Genomic DNA, 25556 nt, shown 5'->3' with positions numbered 1-25556 from the left:
AGACTAATTGTATAGATAGGAGGAGTATGCACCCCATGGAAACTAAGAAGGATAGGCTTGTCCGCGGAACTGCACTGAACGGAAAGGTCAGAGCGTTCGCGGTCCGGACCACAGAACTCGTCGATGAATTGCGGCGCAGACATGATACGTATCCGACAGCAACAGCTGCCCTTGGCCGTACCGTTACAGCCGCAGCTATCATGGGCGCCATGCTCAAAGGACAAGAGAAGCTTTCAATTATTGTCAAAGGAGATGGCCCGATCGGGCAGATTACAGCGGAATCCAATGCCCGCGGTGAGGTTCGCGGCTATGTGCATAATCCGCATGTTCATCTGCCCAGCAACAGCCTCGGCAAGCTTGATGTTGCAGGTGCTGTAGGGACTGAAGGGTTCATAGATATTATCAAAGATCTGGGGATGAAGGAGCCGTACCGCGGAAGTGTGCCAATTGTTTCAGGAGAGCTTGGAGAGGATTTCACTTATTATTTTGCTGTCTCGGAACAGACTCCTGCTGCAGTAGGGCTTGGTGTTCTGGTAGAGACGGATAACTCGGTGCGGGTGGCTGGAGGGTTCATTATACAGCTCCTGCCCGGCCTGACAGATCAGGAAATTACTGAGATCGAGCGGGCGCTGGGGGGAATGCCTTCGGTAACGTCGCTGCTTGATCAGGGGCTGGAGCCGGAGGAGATGCTCCGTATGCTGCTGCCGGATACTGTAATTCTTGACGGGCTGGAGGTCTCATTTGTCTGTCAATGCTCGCGGGAGCGGATTGAGCAGACACTGGTCAGTCTGGGCCAGTATGAGCTTGAACGGCTGATTGAAGAAGATGACCAGGCTGAAGTAATCTGCCATTACTGTAATGAGGCCTATGTATTCAACAAGGACGAACTGCAGGTCATCCTGGATCAGGCGAAATCGTAGGGCCATGAGATGATGACGAGACAGGAACGCGCACTGCGCAACACCGTTATTTTACTCGCTGCTGCAACCTTAATGCTTGGAGGGCTATTATTCTGGAGCTTGCGTGCTATGGCTATTCTCAAAGGTGAGACCGCTGAAGGGGAAGCATCAGACATAGCTGCCGCCGGAGGCCAGCCGGTCACGGATCAGGAATGGATCGGGGAGCTTAAGAAGAAGCATGGTGATGAAGTGCTGCTGAGTATGCTTAATCACATTGTTGTTGGCAAGGAAGCCGAGGAACTGGGGATTACAGTGACGGATGAAGAAGTTGAGCAGGAGCTGAAGCGCGGGATAACAGGGTATGGCTCTGAGGAGCAGTATTATGATCAGATGCAATCGGAGCTGGGTCTGTCGCGTGAAGAATTGCGTGAGGAGACAGCGTACCGTCTGACACTTCAGGCGGTAGCTACTTCCGGCATTACGGTTAGTGAAGCAGAAATTGATGAGTACCTGGAGCAGAATGCGGAGCGGTTTATCCCCGGGAAGCAGATGCAGCTATCTATGATTAAGCTGGCAACCTACAGCGAAGGGAATCAGGTGATGGAGCGTCTCGAACAGGGAGAAGATTTCGCGGAGCTGGCCAGGGACTTGTCCACTGACGAAGAGAGCCGCCAGCATGGCGGTAATATTGGAATGGTGGAGGAGAATGATCCCTTCTGGCCGGAAGAGCTGCTGAAGACAGCAGCGGAGCTGGAGGCTGGTGATATCGCCGGGCCGCTGCAGGTTGAAGACGGTTATGCGGTTATCCGTCTGGAGAAGCTGATTGCTCCGGAGATACCGGATCAGACGGAGCTCCGGGGGCTGATCCGCCGGGAGCTGGCACTGGAACAGGCTGCTCCCTTGCAGCAGGTGGAAAGGGATTTGCGTGCCAAGTATGATACAGCGATAAATGTTGACAACGGTCTGCAACATTGATAATATGAGATTAAATGTAAAACCTACTGATTTAGTCGGAAATAATAAGCAGCACAACTTGCACCCTAATTCATTTATCATTCCAAGGAGGTTTTTGCTCATGGCTAAAGTCGTCAACAGTGTAACAGATTTGATCGGTGGCACACCGCTCGTCCGTCTTAACCGGATCGTTCCGGAAGGTTCTGCAGAAATTTATCTGAAGCTGGAATATCAGAATCCCGGCTCCAGCGTGAAGGACCGCATCGCAATCAGCATTGTGGAAGAAGCAGAGAAAGAAGGACTGCTGAAACCGGGTGGTACGATTGTAGAAGCAACCAGCGGTAACACTGGTATTGGTCTGGCACTTGTGGCTGCAGCCAAGGGTTACAAGGCGATTATCGTTATGCCGGAAACCATGAGCCTTGAACGCCGCAACCTGCTTCGTGCTTACGGTGCTGAGCTGGTGCTGACTCCAGGATCGGAAGGAATGAACGGTGCGGTTAAGAAGGCTGAGCAGATCCTGAGCGAGAATCCGGATTACTTCCTTGCCGAGCAGTTCAAGAACAAGGCGAATGTGAAAATTCACCGTGAAACGACTGGACCAGAGATCGTTGAAGCGATCGAATCCGTTGGCGGCCCGCTGGATGCGTTCATCGCAGGCGTAGGTACAGGCGGAACAATCAGCGGCGCAGGTGAAGTGCTGAAGGCCAAGTATCCGGATGTGAAGATCTACGCTGTAGAACCGGCGGCATCCCCGATTCTGGCCGGAGGCAAACCAGGTCCTCACAAGATCCAGGGAATTGGTGCTAACTTTGTTCCTGAAATTCTGAATCAGAATATCTATGATGAGATCATTCATGTAGAGAATGATGAAGCCTTCGAAACAGCCCGCCGTGTAGCCAAGGAAGAAGGCGTTCTGTCCGGGATTTCTTCCGGCGCTGCTGTATTCGCTGCACTCAAGGTTGCGAAGGAACTAGGCGCAGGCAAGAAGATCGTTGTCATTATCCCAAGTAACGGCGAACGTTATCTGAGCACGCCGCTGTACAATTTTGAAGTATAATTGCTGAATTCCGGCAACCCGGAAAGAGCCTGCATTATCTGCTTTCACAGGGATATGGCAGGCTCTTTTGTTTAATTAAGACGGCCATGCTACCTGGCGGAACGAGTGAGAAATAAAGCTGCAGCTGCGTGATTTCAGGGCAGAATTTCATCCCTTGGGCTCAGGCTCCGCTTAGTGGGATTTTTATGGGCTTTTCAAAGCAGCCTTAAGTACAGTATACTGACAGGCAATAAACTAATGATGAAGCAGAGGGATGGATGTGAAGATCTTAACAGCTTGGCAGGAATGGCAGCAGTGGGCAGATGAGGCTTGGACGGTTCTTCCCCTGGTGCTGGGGTCTGCACAGAAACAAAAGGGGCTGCCCGGCAGCTGGAAGAAAGCCTGGGAGCTGGCTTCACCCTATTCGGTTGTGCTGGAGAGCGGCAAGGGCGGACGGTATACATATCTTGGCCTGCAGCCTGTCTCAGTTATAGAAGGCCGCGCAGGCGGTGCGGAAATCAGGAGCCTGTCCGGCCAAGGCGCAGAGCATGCTGAAGAAGCCGGCCGGCTTCAGGGCCCGCCGCTTGCATTGCTGCAGCAGTGGATGAAGAAGTATACCTCACCACGGCTGCCGGTTACCGGTCTGCCGCCGTTCACCGGGGGCTGCATCGGGTTTCTTGGCTATGATGTAGCCCGCTCGCTGGAGAAATTGCCTTCCCTGGCCAAGAATGAGCCGGAATTTCCGGATTATCTGTTCATGAGGCTGGAAGAGCTGTGGATCTATGATCATCTTGAGGAGATGCTGTATTGCACAGTCCATATTCCTCTGCCGGAATCGGCATCCGGCAATTCAGCAGAGCTGCATAAGCTTTATCTGGAGGCTGCGAACCGTGCAGAACGGATGCTGGAGCAATGGAGCCTGATCTCTGCGGATCAGGATTCCGGGACAGCTGCTGCGGACCGGTATACTGATATCACCCGCAGGCTTGAAGCCGGGGCTGATATCACGGGGCGCTGGCCCGGCATGACTTCGGACTTCTCGCCGGAGCAGTTTCAGCAGGCAGTGCAGCAGGTCCGGGAATACATCCGTGCCGGCGATGTATTCCAGGTCAATCTCTCGCTGCGCCAGCAGGCACAGCTGAAGGCGGCACCCGAGGCCGTCTACGAATGGCTTCGCAGACTGAACCCGTCCCCGTACATGGGGCTGCTGCGCACGCCCGGCTTCGCTCTCTCCAGCGCTTCGCCGGAGCTGCTTGTGAAGCTGCACGGCGACAAGGTCAGCGCCCGCCCCATTGCCGGTACCCGGCGCCGGGGCCACACTCCCGCTGAGGACGCCGCCATGGAGGCGGAGCTGCGCGGGAGCGAGAAGGAGATCGCCGAGCATATTATGCTTGTCGATCTGGAGCGCAGCGACATCGGCCGTGTCGCCGCGTACGGGACGGTCAGCGTGCCGGAGCTGCTGACCGTTGAGCGATACTCGCATGTGATGCATCTCGTCTCGCAAGTGGAGGGAATCGCCGCGCCTGGTAAGGATGCGTACGATGTCATTGCCGCCTTGTTCCCCGGCGGCACCATTACCGGCGCGCCCAAGGTGCGCGCGATGGAAATTATCGAAGAGCTGGAGCCGGTCCGCCGGGGGCCATATACCGGATCCATGGGCTGGATTGACTATAACGGCAATATGGAATTAAATATAATTATACGCACGCTGGCCGTGAAGGACGGAGTAGGCTATATTCAGACAGGCGCAGGGATCGTAATTGATTCGGATCCTTACCGCGAGTACCGGGAATGCCATAATAAAGCCAAAGCGGTAGTCAAAGCGATTCTCTGCAGTGAGCTGGAGCAGGAGTTGCAGACGGGCGGCGGCACCGAAGGGGGAAGCTTTTCATGATCTTGGTCATCGATAATTATGATTCCTTTACGTATAACCTGGTGCAGTATCTGGGTGAGCTGGGGGAAGAGGTTAAGGTAGCCCGCAACGATGAGATCAGCATTCAGGAGATTGAGGCACTCGCACCGGATCATATTCTGATCTCTCCGGGACCTTGTACACCGAATGAGGCGGGGATCAGCCTTGAGCTGCTGCAGCATTTCAAGGGAGTGATTCCGATCTTTGGCGTATGCCTGGGACATCAGGCGATCGGACAAGCCTTCGGGGGGAACGTCATCCGGGCGGAGCGTCTGATGCATGGCAAAACCTCGCCGATTCACCATAACGGCACCTCCGTCTTTGAAGGACTGGAATCGCCGTTTACTGCAACCCGGTATCATTCGCTGATTGTTGAGCGCGAGAGCCTGCCGGATTGCCTGGAGATCACTGCAGAGACAGCGGAAGGGGAGATTATGGCGCTGCGTCATAAGGAATACCCGATTGAAGGCGTGCAGTTCCATCCGGAGTCGATCATTACGGATCACGGGCATACGATGCTGCGCAATTTCCTGAAACGGAGAGCCGGAGAACCGGCATGAAATATATAGGACTTAACAACAAAGCAGTCGACACCAAAGACGCCGTGGTCTCCGCACTGGATCACGGCTTTTTGTACGGAATGGGCCTGTTTGAGACCTTCCGGACTTATGGGGGCCAGCCATTCCTGCTGCAGCGGCATCTGGACCGGCTGACAGAGGGCTGCAGGGAGCTGGGAATTCCCTTTGAGCCGGATGTACAGGGGCTGCGGGATTGGATTAAGCTGGTCATGGACAAAAATGAGCTTAGTGATGCCTATGTCCGCTATACAGTTACAGCCGGAGAGGATATTCTGGGACTTCCATCCGGAGACTACAAGCAGCCGAATCAGCTGCTCTATATCAAAGCGCTGCCGGTTATGCCGGACAGCCTCTATACTGAAGGCAAAGAGCTCCAGCTGCTGAAGCACCGCCGTAATACGCCGGAAGGCTCCGTGCGGCTGAAGTCACTGCACTATATGAATAACATTTTAGCCAAGCGGGAACTCTCCGGGTATCCCTCTGCTTCAAGAGGAGCAGAAGGGCTGATGCTGACGGCAGCAGGCGATATTTCCGAGGGAATCGTGAGCAATATTTTTTTCATCACAAATGAACGGCTCTGCACTCCTGATATTGCCACAGGTATCTTGCCGGGAATTACCCGGGAAATGGTGCTGGAGCTGGCAGCAGCGGCGGGCCTTCAATTCGAACAGGGCTTCTACCGCTGGGACCAGCTGGAGTCTGCTGACGAAATCTTCCTTACCAATTCGGTGCAGGAGATCGTACCTGTGACAATGATTTGCAAGGATGAACGGCAGATAACAGTAGGCAACGGACGCTGCGGACAATGGACCGCCGCAATTCTGAAGTTGTATAGAGAAAGGACGGGAAGGCCGGAATGAAGCCTGTATTATATAAACGAAGCTACCGCTGGGGAGCTAATGAGCTGGTTCTGGGCAGACGGACTTTAATAATGGGAATTCTTAATGTTACTCCGGATTCTTTTTCTGACGGCGGACTTTGGACAGACCCGGAAAGTGCGGTCCGGCACGCACTGCAAATGGCGGCAGAGGGCGCCGATATTATTGACATAGGCGGAGAGTCGACCCGTCCGGGTCACCAGCCGGTTGGAGCCGAAGAGGAGCTGGCCCGTGTGCTGCCGGTCATTGAGAGCATTCACCGTGCCGCCCCGCAGCTTATTTTATCCATAGATACCTATAAGGCAGAGGTCGCACGCCAGGCACTGCAGGCCGGAGCCCATATCATCAATGATGTCTGGGGCGGCAAAGCCGATCCGCAGATGATGGCCGTTGCGGCGCAGGCGGATTGTCCGGTTATACTGATGCATAACCGCCATGACCGCGAATACCGGGAGCTGCTGAGCGATATGGCAGATGATTTGACTGAAAGTATTAATCTTGCACTGGCAGCCGGAGTCAGACCACAGAATATCATTCTTGATCCGGGAATCGGTTTTGCCAAGGATTATAACGAGAATTTGCAGGCGATGATGGGGCTGGACAGCTTGGCTGAGCTGGGTTATCCGCTGCTGCTGGCCACTTCACGCAAGAAATTTATCCGGACCGCTCTCGATTTGCCGGCGGATGATGTTGTCGAGGGAACTGCGGCTACGGTAGCTTTCGGCATTGCCCAAGGCTGCCAGATCGTGCGGGTGCATGATGTTGCCCGGATTAAGCGGACTGTGGATATGTGTGATGCCATGCTCTATGCCGCCTCACCTGTGCTGCATAATTAGACTATTTTACAAGAGAAGGCGGGAACTTTAATGGATACAATGACGCTGCACCGCATGGAATACTACGGATATCATGGTGTATTTGAAGAGGAACGCAAGCTGGGCCAGCGTTATTATGTAGATCTGCAGCTGGAGCTTGATTTGCAGAAGGCCGGTCTCACCGATGATCTGGAGCAGACCGTAAATTATGCCGAGGCACATGTCCTGGTTAAGAATATTGTCGAAAAAAAATCCTTCAAGCTGATTGAAGCTTTGGCTGAACATATTGCATCGGCTGTACTGGACACTTATACTGTTATCAACGCAGTAACGGTCAAAGTAACTAAGCCGCATCCGCCGTTTGATGTTCATTTCCAGGGAGTTACTGTAGAATTGCGCCGGAGTAGAAAGTGAGACAGAGTCATGAATGAACATTCCACCTCTGAGTCATCAGAGGCTTATATTGCTTTAGGGGCTAATCTGGGCGACCGTCAGGGCGCCTTGAGAGAGGCCTTGAGCCGGCTGGATCGGCACGATGAGATTGAAGTACTGCGTACCTCCAAGGTATATGAGACTGAACCGGTCGGTTATCTGGACCAGCCGCAGTTTCTGAACATGGCAGCCGCCCTGCGCACGACACTTACGCCGGAGGCCTTGCTGCATATTATGCTGGAGACTGAGAATAAGCTTGGCCGTGTCCGTGATATCCTCAATGGACCGAGAACAGTTGATCTTGACCTGCTATGGGTGGAAGGGCTCAGCCTGGATACACCAGACCTGACGCTGCCTCATCCCCGGATGCTGGAACGGGCATTTGTGCTCTTACCGCTAAGCGATATTGTTTCGAGTAATGAAGAGTCTTCCGGATTCCGCGGATTAATTACAACAGCGCTGCAAGACATAGACGGAAAGGAAGGAATTCGCTTGTGGACAACAAACGTATGGGAATGCGGGTCAGAGCGTTCCGGAAGCTGAAGGGCTATACTCAGCAGGAACTGGCGGATTCTGTCGGAATATCTCTGGCTGTGCTGGGTGCAGTAGAGCGGGGAAACCGACGTTTAGAAGATCAAATTTTAAATAAAATTGCAGGTGTTCTCGGAGTTACGGTGGAAGAGCTGGCTAATCCGGCAACATGAGTGCAGTGAAATTGTCTGAACAAAGATTAAGGAAGTGAATGGATATGCTGAAGATTGGCGATATTGAGCTGAAAAACCAGGTAGTGCTCGCCCCGATGGCCGGCGTCTGTAATCCGGCATTCCGTTTGATTGCCAAGGAATTCGGGACCGGTTTGGTCTGTGCCGAAATGGTCAGCGGTAAAGCTATTGTACACGGCAATTCGCGTACCCGCGAGATGCTGTTTGTGGATGAGCGTGAGAAGCCGCTGAGTCTGCAGATTTTTGGCGGAGACCGGGAGTCGCTGGTTGATGCAGCCATAATTGTAGATAAGGAAACCAATGCCGATATCATCGATATTAATATGGGCTGCCCGGTGCCGAAAGTGACGAAATGTGATGCCGGAGCACGCTGGCTGCTGAATCCTGACAAAATATACGAAATGGTCTCTGCCGTAGTAGACGCCGTGGATAAACCGGTAACTGTGAAAATGCGGATCGGCTGGGACAATGAGCATATCTTTGTTGAAGAAAATGCGCGTGCGGTAGAGCGTGCCGGAGGCAAGGCGGTCAGTGTACATGGACGGACCCGCGAGCAGCAATACACGGGCCGTGCCGACTGGAATTATATCCGGATGGCTAAGCAGGCCGTATCAATCCCGGTCATCGGGAACGGTGATGTAAATACTCCGGAGGATGCAAGGGCGATGCTCGATCAGACCGGCTGCGACGGGGTAATGATCGGCCGGGGAGCACTGGGCAATCCATGGATGCTCTACCGGACTGTTCAATATCTGAGTACCGGCAAGCTGATGCCGGAGCCGGACACCGGGGAGAAGATCAAGGTAGCCATTCTTCATATGGACCGTCTGATTGCCCTTAGGGGCGAAGCGGTAGCTGTCCGCGAAATGCGCAAGCATATGGCCTGGTATTTGAAGGGGCTTAAGGCAGCTGCCCGTGTGAAGGATATTATTATGGAAGAAACGAAACGTGACGGAATGGTGCGGATCTTGAATGATTTTGTCGCACAGCTTAAGAATGAAGAAGAGCAGAGCGAAGCGGGGAACGCTCTTTCTGCTGTATAACCTGTCCCTTCTCCAGAGCCGCAGTCCTGCTCCCGTGTGCAATATTGATTAACGTCAAACATTATATGGGGCGTCATTGACATTTTGTAGCGGTTCCAATATAATTTCACAGTATAAAATCGCCGTTACAGCAGGAGCAATGGAGAAGGAGGGTTCTGAACCTTCCGGATTCGCATATAGTATGGTGTTTTCAATAAATGTATACGACAGGAGAATCGGTTGAGATGAGCGATAAAGAAGTCATCCTTACACCGGACGGACTTAAGCGTCTGGAAGAAGAACTGGAGACCCTCAAATCCGTAAAACGCCGCGAGGTAGCGGAACGTATCAAGGTAGCCATCGGCTACGGGGATATCAGTGAGAACTCGGAATATGAAGATGCTAAGAACGAGCAGGCTTTCATTGAGGGCCGCATTATCACCCTGGAGAAGATGCTTCGTAATGCCCGGATCATTAACAGTGATGAGATCGTTACTGATGTGGTAAGCATCGGCGTTACCGTCAGTGTTGAAGACCTGGAATATGGTGACGTAATGGAGTACACAATTGTCGGCACAGCCGAATCTGATCCGCTGAACAATAAGATCTCTAACGAAAGCCCGGTAGGCAGAGCCATAATCGGTAAAACTGTTGGTACTATTGTGGATGTAAGTGTCCCTGCAGGCGTCATTCAATATAAAATTCTTGATATCCGCATGAAGTAAGATGGATCCGAAAGCTTCCTTAGGGAAGCTTTTTTCCAAAGATAAGGCATTATATAGCCGAAAAATATGGGTGAACACATACAGCTTATATTTTGTACTGGAACGGACTGTCCTCCGCAAGCGGGGGCGGAGCCGTTTCTTGTTTTGTAGACAGCAAGTAGAGAGAGGATGAAGAACATGACGGAAGAAATGAACACCGTGGAGAACACAGAGAACGAGCTTAGTGAATTGCTGCAGATCCGCCGGGGCAAGCTGGACGAGCTTCGTGCGCTGGGAATTGACCCGTTCGGCAAGAAATATGAGCGTACAGCGGCTGCCGGAGATCTTTTGGCTAAGTATGACGGACTCACGGGTGAAGAACTGGACGAGCTTTCGCTTAAGGTTAGTGTGGCTGGCCGTATTATGGCTAAACGTGTAATGGGTAAAGCGAGCTTCTCGCATATCCAGGACCTTAGCGGCAAAATCCAGATCTATGTCCGCCAGGATAGTGTACCAGCAGAGCAATATGAAGCCTTTGGCATTCTGGATCTTGGAGATATTATCGGTATCCGCGGTACCCTGTTCAAAACCAGAACCGGAGAAACCTCCATTAAAGTGGACAACCTTGAGGTTCTGTCCAAATCGCTGCTTCCGCTGCCGGAGAAATATCATGGGCTGAAGGATGTTGAACTGCGCTACCGCCAGCGTTATGTTGACCTGATCATTAACCCTGAGGTACAGCAAACGTTTATTGCCCGTTCCCGGATTATCCAGTCGATGCGCCGTTACCTGGATTCACTGGGTTATCTTGAGGTTGAGACTCCGACCTTGCATTCCATTGCCGGCGGGGCAGCAGCCCGTCCATTCATCACGCATCATAACACGCTGGACATGCAGCTCTACATGCGTATTGCCATCGAGCTTCATTTGAAACGTCTGATCGTAGGCGGTTTGGAAAAAGTATATGAAATCGGCCGCGTTTACCGTAATGAAGGTATCTCCACGCGCCATAACCCGGAATTCACAATGATCGAGCTGTATGAAGCTTATGCCGACTACAAGGATATCATGCAGTTGACAGAGAACATGATTGCCCATATCGCAGAGGAGGTTCTTGGCAACCAGGTGATTAATTATCAGGGCCAGGAGGTAGACCTGTCTCCGGGCTGGCGCCGCGTGACAATGGTGGATGCAGTTAAAGAAGTAACCGGAGTGGACTTCGGTGTGAACATGACAAATGAAGAAGCTCAGGCCCTGGCTAAGGAGCATCGTGTACCGGTTGAGAAGCATATGACCTTTGGACATATCCTTAATGCGTTCTTCGAGCAGTTTGTAGAGGAAACCTTGATTCAGCCTACATTTGTAATGGGGCATCCGGTAGAAATCTCACCACTTGCCAAAAAGAATGATGAAGATCCGCGTTTCACCGACCGGTTCGAACTGTTTATTGTGGCCCGCGAGCACGCCAATGCGTTCAGTGAGCTGAATGATCCAATCGACCAGCGTCAGCGTTTCGAAGCACAGATCCACGAGAAAGAGCAAGGCAACGACGAAGCACATGAAATGGATGATGATTTCATCCGTGCACTGGAATACGGCATGCCGCCTACCGGTGGCCTTGGAATCGGTGTAGACCGTCTGATTATGCTGCTTACCAATGCAGCGTCGATCCGTGACGTATTGCTGTTCCCTCATATGCGCAATAAAGACTGAATAATTGTTTGGTTCCAGACCATAATATCCAAGGGAGCTGCTCCGGCAGTTTCCTTGGTTGCTGGTTCTAGAGTGAGTAATTAAGTTTTCTAAAAAAGTGCTTGCAATTAATAACTGTACATGGTATATTCTATTTCTGGCCGCGAAACATCAACGCCTGGCTCGAAAAAAGAAGTTAAAAAAGAGCTTGCATTGATCGGCTGGATGTGATATATTATAAGAGTTGCTGGTGACGAGATAATCGTCGCTGACAACGAGCTTGATCTTTGAAAACTGAACAACGAGTGAGTATCGGAATTCACTTCGGTGATTCCAAAAACAGAGAATACAAATTCTCGTCAGATGTTTCAAAATGAGCAATCGCTCTTTTCAATACAAATTGGAGAGTTTGATCCTGGCTCAGGACGAACGCTGGCGGCGTGCCTAATACATGCAAGTCGAGCGGAGTATTTCCTTCGGGGAATGCTTAGCGGCGGACGGGTGAGTAACACGTAGGCAACCTGCCCTCAAGACTGGGATAACTACCGGAAACGGTAGCTAATACCGGATAATTTCTTTTTTCTCATGGGAGGAGAATGAAAGGCGGAGCAATCTGCCGCTTGAGGATGGGCCTGCGGCGCATTAGCTAGTTGGTGAGGTAACGGCTCACCAAGGCGACGATGCGTAGCCGACCTGAGAGGGTGAACGGCCACACTGGGACTGAGACACGGCCCAGACTCCTACGGGAGGCAGCAGTAGGGAATCTTCCGCAATGGGCGAAAGCCTGACGGAGCAACGCCGCGTGAGTGATGAAGGTTTTCGGATCGTAAAGCTCTGTTGCCAGGGAAGAACGTCCGGTAGAGTAACTGCTACCGGAGTGACGGTACCTGAGAAGAAAGCCCCGGCTAACTACGTGCCAGCAGCCGCGGTAATACGTAGGGGGCAAGCGTTGTCCGGAATTATTGGGCGTAAAGCGCGCGCAGGCGGTCATTTAAGTCTGGTGTTTAAACCTTGGGCTCAACCTGGGGTCGCACTGGAAACTGGGTGACTTGAGTACAGAAGAGGAAAGTGGAATTCCACGTGTAGCGGTGAAATGCGTAGATATGTGGAGGAACACCAGTGGCGAAGGCGACTTTCTGGGCTGTAACTGACGCTGAGGCGCGAAAGCGTGGGGAGCAAACAGGATTAGATACCCTGGTAGTCCACGCCGTAAACGATGAGTGCTAGGTGTTAGGGGTTTCGATACCCTTGGTGCCGAAGTTAACACAGTAAGCACTCCGCCTGGGGAGTACGGTCGCAAGACTGAAACTCAAAGGAATTGACGGGGACCCGCACAAGCAGTGGAGTATGTGGTTTAATTCGAAGCAACGCGAAGAACCTTACCAGGTCTTGACATCCCAATGAAAGCATTAGAGATAGTGCCCCTCTTCGGAGCATTGGAGACAGGTGGTGCATGGTTGTCGTCAGCTCGTGTCGTGAGATGTTGGGTTAAGTCCCGCAACGAGCGCAACCCTTGACTTTAGTTGCCAGCAGGTAAGGCTGGGCACTCTAGAGTGACTGCCGGTGACAAACCGGAGGAAGGTGGGGATGACGTCAAATCATCATGCCCCTTATGACCTGGGCTACACACGTACTACAATGGCCGGTACAACGGGAAGCGAAGCCGCGAGGTGGAGCCAATCCCAGCAAAGCCGGTCTCAGTTCGGATTGCAGGCTGCAACTCGCCTGCATGAAGTCGGAATTGCTAGTAATCGCGGATCAGCATGCCGCGGTGAATACGTTCCCGGGTCTTGTACACACCGCCCGTCACACCACGAGAGTTTACAACACCCGAAGTCGGTGGGGTAACCCGCAAGGGAGCCAGCCGCCGAAGGTGGGGTAGATGATTGGGGTGAAGTCGTAACAAGGTAGCCGTATCGGAAGGTGCGGCTGGATCACCTCCTTTCTATGGAGAATCGTCTTCTGCAACGAAGACATTCAAATCTTAAATCTAACCGGTCGGTTAGTTACTCACTCGTTGGTCAGTTTTGAGAGTTTAAGCTCTCAAGTAAGACTTGATCCTTGAAAACTGGATACCGAAACGAATTTGCGTTTTAGAACATCTTTTAGCTGAAACTTGTGTAAGCAAGTTGAAATAGTTATTAGTTGATGAATAGCGAAGGTTTTCGATTGTGCAGCGACCTTTGGCTTTGAATGATCTAGCATACGGAGTGATCCGGAGGCGTCATTCAAAACAAGATGAGCAAACAAGCGAAACACCGGAGCGTTGGTTAAGCTAATAAGAGCACACGGAGGATGCCTAGGCGCCAGGAGCCGACGAAGGACGTGGCGAACAACGAAACTGCCTCGGGGAGCTGTAAGCAAGCTTTGATCCGGGGGTGTCCGAATGGGGAAACCCAGCTGTGGTAATGCACAGTTACTCATACCTGAATACATAGGGTGTGCAGAGGCAGACCAGGGGAACTGAAACATCTAAGTACCCTGAGGAAGAGAAAACAATAGTGATTCCGTCAGTAGCGGCGAGCGAACGCGGAACAGCCTAAACCAAGGGGCTTGCCTCTTGGGGTTGTGGGACGTCTCACATGGAGTTACAAAGGAATATGGTAGGTGAAGAGGTCTGGAAAGGCCCGCGATAGAGGTAAAAGCCCTGTAGCCTAAACTGTGTTCTCTCCGAGACGGATCCCGAGTAGTGCGGGGCACGTGAAACCCCGTATGAATCCAGCAGGACCATCTGCTAAGGCTAAATACTACCTGGCGACCGATAGTGAAACAGTACCGTGAGGGAAAGGTGAAAAGCACCCCGGAAGGGGAGTGAAATAGAACCTGAAACCGTGTGCTTACAAAAAGTCAGAGCCCGATCTATGGGTGATGGCGTGCCTTTTGTAGAATGAACCGGCGAGTTACGTTTAACATGCAAGGTTAAGGTGAGAAGCCGGAGCCGCAGCGAAAGCGAGTCTGAATAGGGCGACTGAGTATGTGGACGTAGACCCGAAACCGTGTGATCTACCCCTGTCCAGGGTGAAGGTGCGGTAACACGCACTGGAGGCCCGAACCCACGTATGTTGAAAAATACGGGGATGAGGTGGGGGTAGCGGAGAAATTCCAATCGAACTCGGAGATAGCTGGTTCTCCCCGAAATAGCTTTAGGGCTAGCCTCGGTGAATGGAGTGATGGAGGTAGAGCACTGATTGGGTGCGGGGCCCGCAAGGGTTACCAAGCTCAGTCAAACTCCGAATGCCATTACCTTCTTGCCGGGAGTCAGACAGTGAGTGCTAAGATCCATTGTCAAAAGGGAAACAGCCCAGACCATCAGCTAAGGTCCCCAAGTGTGTGTTAAGTGGGAAAGGATGTGGAGTTGCACAGACAACCAGGATGTTGGCTTAGAAGCAGCCACCATTTAAAGAGTGCGTAATAGCTCACTGGTCGAGTGACTCTGCGCCGAAAATGTAACGGGGCTAAACACACCACCGAAGCTATGGCTTGATGCTTTGCATCAGGGGTAGGGGAGCGTTGTGTAGGGGTTGAAGGTGTACCGTAAGGAGCGCTGGACACTACACAAGTGAGAATGCCGGTATGAGTAACGAAAAGATCAGTGAGAATCTGATCCGCCGAAAGCCCAAGGTTTCCTGAGGAAGGCTCGTCCGCTCAGGGTAAGTCGGGACCTAAGGCGAGGCCGACAGGCGTAGTCGAAGGACAACAGTTTGAAATTACTGTACCACCGTAATCCGCTATGAGCGATGGGGTGACGCAGGAGGGTAGTGACGCGGACTGATGGATGTCCGTCTAAGCAGTGAGGCTGGTGTGTAGGCAAATCCGCACACCGTAAGGCTGGGCTGTGATGGGGAGCGAAAATTACAGTAGCGAAGGTCATGATCTCACACTGCCAAGAAAAGCCTCTAGCCAGGAGAAGGTGCCCGTACCGCAAACCGACACAGGTAGGCGAGAAGAGAATTCTAAGGCGCGCGGAAGAACTCTCGTTAAGGAACTCGGCAAAATGACCCCGTAACTTCGGGAGAAGGGGTGCCTCGGTAGGGTGAATAGCCCGAGGGGGCCGCAGTGAAAAGGCCCAAGCGACTGTTTAGCAAAAACACAGGTCTGTGCGAAGCCGTAAGGCGAAGTATACGGGCTGACGCCTGCCCGGTGCTGGAAGGTTAAGGGGAGTGGTTAGGGGTAACCCGAAGCTATGAACCGAAGCCCCAGTAAACGGCGGCCGTAACTATAACGGTCCTAAGGTAGCGAAATTCCTTGTCAGGTAAATTCTGACCCGCACGAATGGCGTAACGACTTGGGCGCTGTCTCAACGAGAGATCCGGTGAAATTTTAATACCTGTGAAGATGCAGGTTACCCGCGACAAGACGGAAAGACCCCATGGAGCTTTACTGCAGCTTGATATTGAATTTGGGTACGATCTGTACAGGATAGGTGGGAGCCGGTGAGGCAGGAGCGCAAGCTTCTGCGGAGGCGCCGTTGGGATACCACCCTGATCGTATCTAGGTTCTAACCTGGTACCCTAAACGGGTACGGGGACCGTGTCAGGCGGGCAGTTTGACTGGGGCGGTCGCCTCCTAAAGAGTAACGGAGGCGTTCAAAGGTTCCCTCAGAATGGTTGGAAATCATTCGCAGAGTGCAAAGGCATAAGGGAGCTTGACTGCGAGACCTACAAGTCGAGCAGGGACGAAAGTCGGACTTAGTGATCCGGTGGTACCGCATGGAAGGGCCATCGCTCAACGGATAAAAGCTACCCTGGGGATAACAGGCTTATCTCCCCCAAGAGTCCACATCGACGGGGAGGTTTGGCACCTCGATGTCGGCTCATCGCATCCTGGGGCTGAAGTAGGTCCCAAGGGTTGGGCTGTTCGCCCATTAAAGCGGTACGCGAGCTGGGTTCAGAACGTCGTGAGACAGTTCGGTCCCTATCTGTCGTGGGCGCAGGAAATTTGAGAGGAGCTGTCCTTAGTACGAGAGGACCGGGATGGACGTACCGCTGGTGCATCAGTTGTTCCGCCAGGAGCATGGCTGAGTAGCTACGTACGGACGGGATAAGCGCTGAAAGCATCTAAGCGTGAAGCCCCCCTCAAGATGAGATTTCCCAATACGTAAGACCCCTTGAAGACGACGAGGTAGATAGGTTGGAGGTGGAAGTGCAGCAATGCATGGAGCTGACCAATACTAATCGGTCGAGGGCTTATCCAAAGAATTAATTCGCAGATTCGTTTCGGATTCAGTTTTCAGGCGATTAAGACCTGAACGATTTTAAGCTGCATGTCCTTTCTGAGGATTGATATTTTGCGGGAGTGATTTCGCAGGAGTCAACGCAGCGCAAAAATCATGTTTGGTGGCGATAGCGGAGGGGTTCCACGCGTACCCATCCCGAACACGACCGTTAAGCCCTCCAGCGCCGATGGTACTTGGACCGAAGGGTCCTGGGAGAGTAGGACGCCGCCAAGCACACGAAGCCATTGTTGAGCAATCGACAATGGCTTTTTTGTGTATTTTTATGCAGTGAATGAAACTGGAAGTTTGATCCTTACACACCAGTCTGAAGTATGAAGTGTCCGCTCTAGACGGACTGTAGTCCAAGAATTCGCTTACCGGAAGGTTGATTACATAAACCCTTCCCAGGGTGATGTAATATTCTTGACAGGCCAAAAACGCTTTGCTAAGATAGCTCTAATATATTTTTGGACATGCATCTCAAACCTTAACTGAAGATATGAATTATGCATAACTTCGCCGTTTATTCCAGTGTCTATCCGATATGGACTCGAACCGGGGTTTCTTCATTTATAAAGTTTGCGGGCGGTTAGAAAACAGATATTCGAGGAGGAATGACCCAGGTGTGGGAAGATAAGTTTGGTAAAGAAGGATTGACTTTTGATGATGTACTGCTGGTGCCGCGTAAATCTGAGGTGCTGCCGAAGGAAGTGGACCTTTCCACAGTACTGAGTAACAACGTGAAGCTCAATATTCCGCTGATCAGTGCCGGTATGGATACTGTTACAGAAGCTGCTATGGCCATAGCTATCGCCCGTGAAGGCGGGGTCGGCATTATTCACAAGAATATGTCTGTGGAGCAGCAGGCCGGGGAAGTGGACCGAGTTAAGCGTTCCGAAAGTGGCGTAATCACCAATCCTTTCTCCCTCACTCCGGATCATCTGGTATCCGATGCAGAACGTCTTATGGGGAAATACCGTATTTCCGGCGTTCCTGTAGTTGATGATAATAACAAGCTGGTCGGCATTATTACAAACCGTGATATGCGCTTTATCCATGATTATAGTGCTCCGATCAGTGAATATATGACCCGTGATAACCTGGTAACCGCTTCGGTTGGTACAACACTCCAGGAAGCAGAAGTAATGCTGCAGCGTCATAAGATTGAGAAGCTGCCACTGGTTGATGAGGATAATATTCTTAAAGGCCTTATTACCATTAAGGATATCGAGAAGGCCATCCAGTTCCCTAACGGGGCTAAAGATGCACAGGGCCGCTTGCTGGTGGGTGCAGCTATCGGTATCTCCAAGGATGCAGAAGAACGTGCAAAGGCATTGGTTGATGCAGGTGCCGATCTGCTTGTAGTGGATTCAGCACACGGACATCATATTAATATTCTTGAAGCCGTACGCAAGCTGCGCGCCCAGTATCCTGATCTTACAATTGTTGCTGGTAATGTAGCTACTGGCGAAGCTACCCGCGATCTGATTGAAGCCGGAGCTTCTATTGTGAAGGTGGGTATCGGACCAGGCTCAATTTGTACTACCCGTGTTATCGCAGGTATCGGGGTACCGCAGATCACAGCTATTTATGACTGTGCAACAGTTGCGCGTGAGTATGGGGTGCCGATCATTGCTGACGGCGGAATTAAGTATTCAGGTGAGATTACCAAAGCGATTGCTGCTGGTGCATCGGCCGTAATGATGGGAAGCCTGTTTGCCGGAACCGAAGAAAGCCCGGGAGAATCAGAGCTGTACCAGGGACGTAAATTTAAGGTATACCGCGGTATGGGCAGTATGAGTGCTATGAAGCAGGGAAGTAAGGACCGTTACTTCCAGGATGATGACAAGAAGCTGGTTCCTGAAGGGATTGAAGGCCGTGTTGCTTTTAAAGGACCATTGTCTGATACTGTTCATCAATTAATCGGCGGACTTCGCTCCGGTATGGGATACTGCGGCACGAAGACGCTTGAAGAACTGCGTAATGATACGGCATTTATCCGCATCACCGGCGCTGGTCTTCGCGAGAGCCACCCGCATGATGTACAGATTACCAAAGAAGCGCCGAACTATTCCCTGTAATCGGGGAAGATCCGCATTTTTCAACCTAACAGAAAGAATATATTTGCGGTTATTACAGGCAGGCAGGACTAAATTCGTCCGGCCTGTCTTTTTTTGCAGATACCCCTGTGTTAGAATAGAACAAGCAATAATATGAGAATTAAAGGAGAGTAGTAATCATTGAAGTACAAGCGGAAACTAAGTAATAAGCAACTTGTGATGAAGACAGCGACGGTAGGTCTGCTTTTAAATATGTTAGCTTCTCCTGTAAGTTCAGTAGTATGGGCCGATGAGGTTAAGACTCCGGTTACAACAGAAGCAGGCACTACTGCCGCCAGCACCCCTGCTGCGGCTACGGCTGCCGCCAAGATTCCAAGCGTGGAATCGCTGGGACTGAATGTGAAATCTGCAGTGTTGATTGAGCCTACTACAGGTGAGGTCCTGATGTCACTCAATGCTGATCAGCCTATGCCTCCGGCGAGTATGACCAAGATGATGACCGAATATCTTGTAACGGAAGCTGTGAATAGCGGACAGATATCCTGGGATCAGAAGGTCATTATTCAGGAGAATGCCGCAAAGCAGACCGGTTCACGGATATATTTGGCACAGGGTGATGAACATACTGTTAGAGAGTTGTACATAGCTATGGCAGTAGGTTCGGCTAATGATGCTACAGTTGCTTTGGCCGAACTTGTGTCCGGCTCTGAACAGCAATTTGTGACACTGATGAATGAGACGGCCCAGAAGATGGGGATGAAGACAGCTTATTTCATTAACTCCACCGGCCTTGACCGTGCGGATATGCCTGCTAAATATCAGCCTAAAGAGGAACGCGAGACGGTTATGTCTGCACTGGATGCAGCTACCCTTGCCAAATATATAGTAACTGACCATCCAGACTTCACAGAATTTACAACGATCCAATCCTACAAATTCCGTGAGCGCGATACCAAGCCGATGATTAACTACAACTGGATGCTGGAAGCTAATAAGGATATCCCTAACTTCAAAGCATATGCATATCCCGGTCTGGACGGACTTAAGACAGGGCATACCACCAATGCCGGCAACTGCTTTACAGGAACCGCTGTGCGTGACGGGATGCGTTTGATTAGCGTAGTTATGGGAGCCGACTCGGAAGCCCACCGCTTCACGGAAACGAAGAAGGTCCTTGACTTCGGTTTTAACAATTTTGAAATCAAACAGGTGGTAGCACCGAAGGCTGTAATTGCCGGAACCGAAACTGTACCTGTTCTGAAAGGCAAGAATAAAGAAGTATCTGTGGTGACTGATGCGGGTGTAACCTTCATTGTACCAAAAGGAACTGTATCCCCGCAGATTACTACAACTGTAGAAACCAATGACCCGGCAACCTTAGTCGCTCCAATCGCCGGAGCCAGCAAGGTAGGTAAGGTTAGTTACTCTTACCAGATCGAAGGGATGACGCTGGTTCAGGAGAAGACCGTTAACCTGATTACTGCTGAAGAAGCAGAGAAGGCAGGCTGGTTTAAGCTGCTGATGCGGGCGATTGGTGAGTTTTTCGGTGATCTTTTTAAAGGAATTAAGAACTTGTTCTAGCTTTAGAAATTTCTGTTGCTGTAATGCAGACAAATCCCAGTAAATGGGTTGTGTATCTCGACGCCTTACGGTAAAATTACAAGTTAGATTAGGATAGTTCAACCGGGAGGCCTAAATATGGAAACAGGAACATCGCGAGTAAAAAGAGGTATGGCAGAAATGCAAAAAGGCGGCGTCATTATGGACGTCATGAATGCAGAGCAGGCAAAAATTGCTGAGGCAGCGGGTGCAGTGGCAGTTATGGCTCTGGAACGTGTACCCTCAGATATCCGCGCTGCAGGTGGTGTAGCCCGGATGGCTGACCCTACCATCGTTGAAGAGGTACTTAAGGTAGTCAGTATTCCTGTAATGGCGAAGGCACGGATTGGTCATTATGTGGAAGCCAAGGTTCTCGAATCTCTGGGCGTTGACTATTTGGATGAGAGTGAAGTTCTTACTCCTGCCGATGAAGTATTCCATATCAATAAACGCGAATTTACAGTTCCTTTTGTATGCGGGGCGAAAGATCTTGGTGAAGCATTGCGCCGGATCAATGAGGGAGCCTCCATGATCCGTACTAAAGGCGAGCCGGGAACGGGTAACATCGTTGAAGCTGTCCGTCATATGCGCTACATTAACGGTCAGATCCGCAAGGTAACAGGTCTTTCACTGGACGAGCTATATAATGAAGCTAAGACGCTCGGAGTGCCCTATGAGCTGCTGCTTGAGGTACACCAGCTGGGTAAGCTGCCTGTAGTTAACTTTGCTGCCGGCGGCGTGGCTACACCAGCGGATGCTGCGCTGATGATGCACCTGGGTGCTGATGGCGTATTCGTCGGTTCCGGTATCTTCAAATCGGATAACCCGGAGAAGTTTGCCCGGGCCATTGTAGAAGCCACAACCCATTTTACAGATTATAAGCTGATTGCTGAAGTGTCGAAGAATCTGGGCACTCCAATGAAGGGCATTGATATCGCTACGTTGTCACCGGCTGAACGGATGTCGGAACGCGGCCGTTAATAGAGAGAAGGCTTCCCGATGAGAATAGGTGTGTTAGCGCTGCAAGGCGCTGTTACAGAGCATATTGTCAGTATTGAGAAGACAGGTGCACTGGGTCTGCCCATTAAACGTATAGAGCAGCTCGCCGAGGTCGAGGGTCTGATTATACCCGGCGGCGAGAGTACAACGATTGGCAAATTAATGCGCAAATATGGCTTTATTGAAGCTATACGTGAATTCGCGGCCCAGGGGAAGCCGATCTTCGGGACCTGCGCCGGAATGATAGTTCTGGCGGAGAGAATTGCCGGAGGCGAACCCGGTCATCTGGAGCTGATGAATATTACGGTTGCCCGGAATGCCTTTGGCCGTCAACGGGAAAGCTTTGAATGTGATCTGGAGGTTAAAGGAATCAATGAGCTGGTGCGTGCGGTATTTATTCGTGCTCCGCTCATTAATGAGGTAGGTCCGGACGTTGAGGTGCTTTCTGTGTATAAGGATGAGATTGTCACCGCACGCCAAGGGAATCTGCTCGTATCCTCTTTCCATCCGGAATTGACTGATGATTACAGGCTGCATCAATATTTTACCGGCATGGTAGAGGACAGTATCGCAGCCAACCAATAGAACTGCATATAAGGACATCTTGACTCTTTCAAAGCTGTAACGGCATTTTGAAAGAGTTTGGGCTGTTTTCAGGAGGGAAACTTTGTGTTAGATGTTAAAGTATTGCGCAGTGATTACGCCAGAGTTGAAGAGGCGCTTAACAAAAGAGGTAAATCACTTGATTTGATCGCCGGCTTCCCGCCGCTGGATCTGCGCCGCCGCGAACTGCTTCAGGAAACAGAAGGGCTTAAGAACCGCCGGAATACCGTGTCCGGTGATGTAGCGAAAAAGAAGAAGAATGGTGAGCCTGCTGATGATCTGATCGCAGAGATGCGTACGGTTTCCGACCGGATTAAAGAGTTGGATGATGAAGTGCGTGAGCTGGAGCTTCAGATTGATGAACTGACCATGAGCATTCCGAATATTCCGCATGAATCAGTACCGGTGGGCAAGTCCGAGGAGGATAATGTTGAAGTCCGCCGCTGGGCACAGCCAAGAGAATTCGGCTTCACTCCGAAATCACACTGGGAGCTGGCACAGCAGCTTGATATCATTGATTTTGAAGCGGCAGCCAAAGTAACGGGCTCGCGGTTTGTCTTCTATAAAGGCTTGGGAGCCAGACTTGAGCGTGCCCTGATCAATTTCATGATGGATCTGCATAGTGAAGAGCATGGCTATGGAGAAATGCTGCCTCCTTATATCGTTAACAAGGACAGCCTGTATGGAACGGGCCAGCTGCCGAAATTTGAAGAGGATCTGTTCAAGCTGCGGGATACAGAATATTATCTGATTCCGACTGCGGAAGTACCTGTGACGAACTATTACCGTGAAGAGATTCTGACGGCTGGCGACCTGCCGAAGTACCATGTAGCCTACAGCTCCTGCTTCCGTTCAGAAGCCGGCTCTGCAGGACGCGATACGCGCGGCCTGATCCGCCAGCATCAATTCAATAAGGTGGAGCTTGTGAAGCTTGCCAGTCCGGAGACCTCTTATGAAGAGCTGGAGAAGATGACAGCCGATGCTGAACGTGTGCTGCAGCTTCTGGGACTGCCATACCGTGTACTGCTGCTGTGTACGGCAGATATGGGCTTCACGTCAGCCAAGACCTATGACTTAGAAGTATGGCTGCCTGAGAGCGGAATGTACCGTGAAATCTCCTCCTGCTCTAATACAGAGGACTTCCAGGCCCGCCGGGCGAATATCCGCTTCCGCAAAGAGGCTAAATCCAAGCCGGAGTTCGTGCACACCCTTAACGGTTCAGCACTGGCCGTAGGCCGTACGGTGGCAGCTATTCTGGAGAACTATCAGCAGGAGGACGGCAGTGTTCTGATCCCGGAATGCCTGCAGCCGTACATGCGTAATGTGAAATCGATCAGCCCGCAAAAAGTTTAATCGCTACCCTTGCATTTAGCTCGCACAGCATGATATAATTACTAATGCTTGTGAAATTTAGATGCAATGGAGAGGTACCGAAGCGGTCATAACGGGGCGGTCTTGAAAACCGTTAGGGTGCAAGCCCACATGGGTTCGAATCCCATCCTCTCCGCCATTCCTTTACAACTAAAGCTTAGATGATAGAAGCCGTTCTCCTTAAGGAGGCGGCTTTTTTTGTTTTATCTGGAACCTGATCCAGCGGGAATAAAAAGTGCTCTTTCTCCGCAATGTATTAGAGAAGGAGGCTGATAATCAAGATGGACCGACAATTACAAGTAGATCAGCAAAGTCTGGTGAACGCCTGGCAGGAGCGTCTGCCTGAAATGATGGAGAGCGGAGACAGCTTTAATGTACAGGGGGATGCGGCAGATCAGCACAGTCTGCTTATTCACTTCAATGCAGCCGGGCATCAGGGATATTCACTGGATTTCCGCTGCACTTATGTGGATAGCCGTGAAGTGGCAGTAGATTTACTTGATGTAGAGCAGGACGGGCGTGTTGCAGATGAACGTGCGGATGCTGTACAGCTTTTGGCACAGCAGTATACCCGGCAGATCCATGAATGCGCTCAGGCGCTTCAAGGCTTAACTAATCCATAGGAGGCGAACAGAATGAGTAAACCAAAGAGTATGGCTGTACCAGGGGTGCCGCAGGATAATCAAGGGCCCCGTAAAGAGCATCATTCTTCCGGGCCTGAACCGTTGTCCGGATCGAAAAAGGTGAAGCAGGCTAACCATGTGGACCATAATAACCCTCAAGGCTAAGTAAGCTGCAGGATGAAAATGAAGAGAAATGTTTCTCAAATTTGCCAAATGGTTTATCATTAGGGAGGGGAAAGAAATTCTTCACATGGGAGAGGAGAACAATAATGAATAAAAGATGGGGGTTATCCGCTGCCGCATTGCTGCTTGCTGCAGCAGTCGTGTTGCCCGGATGTGCCAAGCAGGATGCGCCGAAAGAAGCATTAACCGCAGCTGCTGCCAAAGTTACAGCAATGACTTCATATGAAATGAAAAGCAAGCTTACTGTAAATGATCTGACTATCGATGCAAGCGCAGGAGAAGCGGATGCTACGACAGGACAGATCCTCAGTATGCTTAAGAACGCAGAGCTCACTGTCGATGGAGTGTACCAGGCAGAGCCGATGCAGACTGAATTGACGATGGTATTGAATTTGAAGGGTGATATGGCGATGTCCTTCACCATACCGATGGTCATGACAGCCGAGAAGCTGTATGTTAAAGTACCATCCATTCCGTTCCTGCCGCTTCCGGAGACCGTTGTAGGCAAGTTTGTAGAAGTAGATCTGAAGGAGCTGGCAGAGCAGGAAGGAGCCGAGTTCAATCCTGCTGCCCTAGATACACAGAAGGTACAGCAGCTGTCTAATGAAGTGGTGAGCACACTTCTGGCTGAGTATGACGAAGAGAAGTACTTCAACGAGATCAAACCTAAGGAAGCGGGACTGCCTGAGGGCGTGGAAGCGAAGCAGGTCGTTCAGTTCCAGGTAACGAATGATAATATCAAAGAGGCGCTTACCATTCTGGTGAATAATGCGCTGCCTAAGATTATCGACGTACTGGGCAAAGAAGAATATAAGGATCTGCTGCAGATTGATGCGGCTGATTTGACTAAGGCGAAGGAAGAGCTGCAGTCAGGTGAGGCCCGTGCAGATTTTGATAAGGGTCTGGCTGATCTGGGCAACTATCTGACCATTAACCAGTTCCATCTCAATACGGCCATTAATAAGGATAACTTCCCTGTCTATCAGGATATGCTGATGGACATTAAGGTGAATGATCCGGAGTCAGGCGAGAATGTCGCTATGTCTCTGACTGCAAGCAACCAATACAGCAAGATTAATGAAAAGCAGACCTTCCAGATTGGTATTCCGCAGGGGGATGACGTAATTACTCTTGAAGAACTGCAGCAGCAGTTTGGGGTTTCGGGTACTTATTAATTTCATCTGAAGCTGTACAAAAACCCGTATGAGCGAATCTTCGCTTATACGGGTTTTTTGCTGCAGCGCTGAAGCCGCTGG

21 protein-coding genes, 1 tRNA gene and 3 rRNA genes are annotated in these 25556 nt (G+C 51.1%); all 25 read left to right on the top strand.

Annotated features, from left to right (window positions below; genetic code table 11):
- The first annotated feature begins 35 nt into the window (after window positions 1-35).
- The 25 genes from hslO (at window position 36) to LOS79_RS24655 (ending at window position 25475) form a co-directional block, all read left to right on the top strand.
- Window positions 36-920: an Hsp33 family molecular chaperone HslO gene (gene hslO / locus LOS79_RS24775; RefSeq protein WP_315413110.1), complete on the top strand. Its 885-nt coding sequence runs from the start codon at window positions 36-38 to the stop codon at window positions 918-920.
- Between the two features lie 9 nt (window positions 921-929).
- A complete protein-coding gene (locus LOS79_RS24770) occupies window positions 930-1874 on the top strand; it encodes a peptidylprolyl isomerase (RefSeq protein ID WP_315413108.1) in 945 nt (314 codons plus the stop codon).
- A 100-nt stretch (window positions 1875-1974) separates the two neighbouring features.
- Window positions 1975-2913, top strand: coding sequence for a cysteine synthase A (gene cysK, locus LOS79_RS24765; RefSeq protein ID WP_315413107.1), 939 nt, complete (start codon window positions 1975-1977; stop codon window positions 2911-2913).
- Window positions 2914-3172: 259 nt separating this feature from the next.
- A complete protein-coding gene (locus LOS79_RS24760; RefSeq protein ID WP_397386687.1) occupies window positions 3173-4786 on the top strand; it encodes an anthranilate synthase component I family protein in 1614 nt (537 codons plus the stop codon).
- Complete coding sequence (pabA, locus tag LOS79_RS24755; RefSeq protein WP_315413105.1) at window positions 4783-5364, top strand: aminodeoxychorismate/anthranilate synthase component II; 582 nt, start codon at window positions 4783-4785, stop codon at window positions 5362-5364. Before LOS79_RS24760 ends, pabA begins: the two co-directional genes overlap by 4 nt.
- The gene (locus LOS79_RS24750; protein ID WP_315413104.1) at window positions 5361-6242 is read left to right on the top strand and encodes an aminotransferase class IV; all 882 of its coding nucleotides are present in this window, start codon (window positions 5361-5363) and stop codon (window positions 6240-6242) included. The genes pabA and LOS79_RS24750 overlap by 4 nt, the downstream gene beginning before the upstream one ends.
- Window positions 6239-7096, top strand: a complete 858-nt coding sequence (folP, locus tag LOS79_RS24745; protein ID WP_315413103.1) for a dihydropteroate synthase — start codon at window positions 6239-6241, stop codon at window positions 7094-7096. The genes LOS79_RS24750 and folP overlap by 4 nt, the downstream gene beginning before the upstream one ends.
- A gap of 30 nt (window positions 7097-7126) precedes the next feature.
- Window positions 7127-7489, top strand: a complete 363-nt coding sequence (gene folB, locus LOS79_RS24740) for a dihydroneopterin aldolase (RefSeq protein WP_315413102.1) — start codon at window positions 7127-7129, stop codon at window positions 7487-7489.
- Window positions 7490-7498: 9 nt separating this feature from the next.
- On the top strand, window positions 7499-8050 hold the full coding sequence (folK, locus tag LOS79_RS24735; RefSeq protein ID WP_315413101.1) for a 2-amino-4-hydroxy-6-hydroxymethyldihydropteridine diphosphokinase: 552 nt from the start codon (window positions 7499-7501) through the stop codon (window positions 8048-8050).
- A complete protein-coding gene (locus LOS79_RS24730) occupies window positions 8002-8211 on the top strand; it encodes a helix-turn-helix domain-containing protein (RefSeq protein WP_315413099.1) in 210 nt (69 codons plus the stop codon). Before folK ends, LOS79_RS24730 begins: the two co-directional genes overlap by 49 nt.
- Window positions 8212-8255: 44 nt before the next feature.
- A complete protein-coding gene (dusB, locus tag LOS79_RS24725) occupies window positions 8256-9272 on the top strand; it encodes a tRNA dihydrouridine synthase DusB (protein ID WP_315413097.1) in 1017 nt (338 codons plus the stop codon).
- A gap of 224 nt (window positions 9273-9496) precedes the next feature.
- Window positions 9497-9976: a transcription elongation factor GreA gene (gene greA, locus LOS79_RS24720; RefSeq protein ID WP_315413095.1), complete on the top strand. Its 480-nt coding sequence runs from the start codon at window positions 9497-9499 to the stop codon at window positions 9974-9976.
- A 177-nt stretch (window positions 9977-10153) separates the two neighbouring features.
- Window positions 10154-11668, top strand: a complete 1515-nt coding sequence (gene lysS / locus LOS79_RS24715) for a lysine--tRNA ligase (RefSeq protein ID WP_315413093.1) — start codon at window positions 10154-10156, stop codon at window positions 11666-11668.
- A gap of 376 nt (window positions 11669-12044) precedes the next feature.
- A 16S ribosomal RNA gene (locus LOS79_RS24710) occupies window positions 12045-13592 on the top strand.
- Window positions 13593-13915: 323 nt separating this feature from the next.
- Window positions 13916-16841, top strand: a 23S ribosomal RNA gene (locus tag LOS79_RS24705).
- A 138-nt stretch (window positions 16842-16979) separates the two neighbouring features.
- Window positions 16980-17096 (top strand): 5S ribosomal RNA (gene rrf, locus LOS79_RS24700).
- The 16S, 23S and 5S rRNA genes sit together here, the layout of an rRNA operon.
- Before the next feature lie 389 nt (window positions 17097-17485).
- Window positions 17486-18943, top strand: coding sequence for an IMP dehydrogenase (guaB, locus tag LOS79_RS24695; protein ID WP_315413092.1), 1458 nt, complete (start codon window positions 17486-17488; stop codon window positions 18941-18943).
- Between the two features lie 198 nt (window positions 18944-19141).
- Window positions 19142-20503, top strand: a complete 1362-nt coding sequence (locus tag LOS79_RS24690; protein WP_315422436.1) for a D-alanyl-D-alanine carboxypeptidase family protein — start codon at window positions 19142-19144, stop codon at window positions 20501-20503.
- Between the two features lie 117 nt (window positions 20504-20620).
- The gene (gene pdxS / locus LOS79_RS24685) at window positions 20621-21502 is read left to right on the top strand and encodes a pyridoxal 5'-phosphate synthase lyase subunit PdxS (protein ID WP_315413090.1); all 882 of its coding nucleotides are present in this window, start codon (window positions 20621-20623) and stop codon (window positions 21500-21502) included.
- 18 nt (window positions 21503-21520) lie between these two features.
- Entirely contained in the window at window positions 21521-22105 is a 585-nt protein-coding gene (gene pdxT, locus LOS79_RS24680) for a pyridoxal 5'-phosphate synthase glutaminase subunit PdxT (RefSeq protein ID WP_315413088.1), read from the top strand.
- An 84-nt stretch (window positions 22106-22189) separates the two neighbouring features.
- Window positions 22190-23476 carry a serine--tRNA ligase gene (gene serS, locus LOS79_RS24675; RefSeq protein ID WP_315413087.1) on the top strand — a complete coding sequence of 429 codons (1287 nt, stop codon included), beginning with the start codon at window positions 22190-22192 and terminating at the stop codon, window positions 23474-23476.
- Window positions 23477-23544: 68 nt separating this feature from the next.
- A tRNA-Ser gene (locus tag LOS79_RS24670) sits at window positions 23545-23633 on the top strand.
- A gap of 142 nt (window positions 23634-23775) precedes the next feature.
- Window positions 23776-24117: a hypothetical protein gene (locus LOS79_RS24665; RefSeq protein ID WP_315413086.1), complete on the top strand. Its 342-nt coding sequence runs from the start codon at window positions 23776-23778 to the stop codon at window positions 24115-24117.
- Window positions 24118-24129: 12 nt separating this feature from the next.
- Window positions 24130-24282 carry a small acid-soluble spore protein P gene (locus tag LOS79_RS24660; protein WP_315413085.1) on the top strand — a complete coding sequence of 51 codons (153 nt, stop codon included), beginning with the start codon at window positions 24130-24132 and terminating at the stop codon, window positions 24280-24282.
- A gap of 104 nt (window positions 24283-24386) precedes the next feature.
- Window positions 24387-25475 carry a DUF6612 family protein gene (locus LOS79_RS24655; RefSeq protein WP_315413083.1) on the top strand — a complete coding sequence of 363 codons (1089 nt, stop codon included), beginning with the start codon at window positions 24387-24389 and terminating at the stop codon, window positions 25473-25475.
- The last annotated feature ends 81 nt before the right edge of the window (window positions 25476-25556 follow it).

This window comes from Paenibacillus sp. MMS20-IR301, assembly GCF_032302195.1.
In the GTDB taxonomy this organism is placed as follows: domain Bacteria; phylum Bacillota; class Bacilli; order Paenibacillales; family Paenibacillaceae; genus Paenibacillus_AQ.
The sequence above is the reverse complement of the archived record's forward strand: the minus strand, read 5'-3'. Positions and strand labels throughout refer to the sequence as shown.

What these genes read in the sequence shown, in the direction of transcription:
- hslO (WP_315413110.1), top strand. Translation starts at nt 36, where the DNA reads ATGGAAACTAAGAAGGATAGGCTTGTCCGCGGAACTGCACTGAACGGA.
- LOS79_RS24770 (WP_315413108.1), top strand. Translation starts at nt 930, where the DNA reads ATGATGACGAGACAGGAACGCGCACTGCGCAACACCGTTATTTTACTC.
- cysK (WP_315413107.1), top strand. Translation starts at nt 1,975, where the DNA reads ATGGCTAAAGTCGTCAACAGTGTAACAGATTTGATCGGTGGCACACCG.
- pabA (WP_315413105.1), top strand. Translation starts at nt 4,783, where the DNA reads ATGATCTTGGTCATCGATAATTATGATTCCTTTACGTATAACCTGGTG.
- LOS79_RS24750 (WP_315413104.1), top strand. Translation starts at nt 5,361, where the DNA reads ATGAAATATATAGGACTTAACAACAAAGCAGTCGACACCAAAGACGCC.
- folP (WP_315413103.1), top strand. Translation starts at nt 6,239, where the DNA reads ATGAAGCCTGTATTATATAAACGAAGCTACCGCTGGGGAGCTAATGAG.
- folB (WP_315413102.1), top strand. Translation starts at nt 7,127, where the DNA reads ATGGATACAATGACGCTGCACCGCATGGAATACTACGGATATCATGGT.
- folK (WP_315413101.1), top strand. Translation starts at nt 7,499, where the DNA reads ATGAATGAACATTCCACCTCTGAGTCATCAGAGGCTTATATTGCTTTA.
- dusB (WP_315413097.1), top strand. Translation starts at nt 8,256, where the DNA reads ATGCTGAAGATTGGCGATATTGAGCTGAAAAACCAGGTAGTGCTCGCC.
- greA (WP_315413095.1), top strand. Translation starts at nt 9,497, where the DNA reads ATGAGCGATAAAGAAGTCATCCTTACACCGGACGGACTTAAGCGTCTG.
- lysS (WP_315413093.1), top strand. Translation starts at nt 10,154, where the DNA reads ATGACGGAAGAAATGAACACCGTGGAGAACACAGAGAACGAGCTTAGT.
- LOS79_RS24690 (WP_315422436.1), top strand. Translation starts at nt 19,142, where the DNA reads ATGAAGACAGCGACGGTAGGTCTGCTTTTAAATATGTTAGCTTCTCCT.
- pdxS (WP_315413090.1), top strand. Translation starts at nt 20,621, where the DNA reads ATGGAAACAGGAACATCGCGAGTAAAAAGAGGTATGGCAGAAATGCAA.
- pdxT (WP_315413088.1), top strand. Translation starts at nt 21,521, where the DNA reads ATGAGAATAGGTGTGTTAGCGCTGCAAGGCGCTGTTACAGAGCATATT.
- LOS79_RS24665 (WP_315413086.1), top strand. Translation starts at nt 23,776, where the DNA reads ATGGACCGACAATTACAAGTAGATCAGCAAAGTCTGGTGAACGCCTGG.
- LOS79_RS24660 (WP_315413085.1), top strand. Translation starts at nt 24,130, where the DNA reads ATGAGTAAACCAAAGAGTATGGCTGTACCAGGGGTGCCGCAGGATAAT.
- LOS79_RS24655 (WP_315413083.1), top strand. Translation starts at nt 24,387, where the DNA reads ATGAATAAAAGATGGGGGTTATCCGCTGCCGCATTGCTGCTTGCTGCA.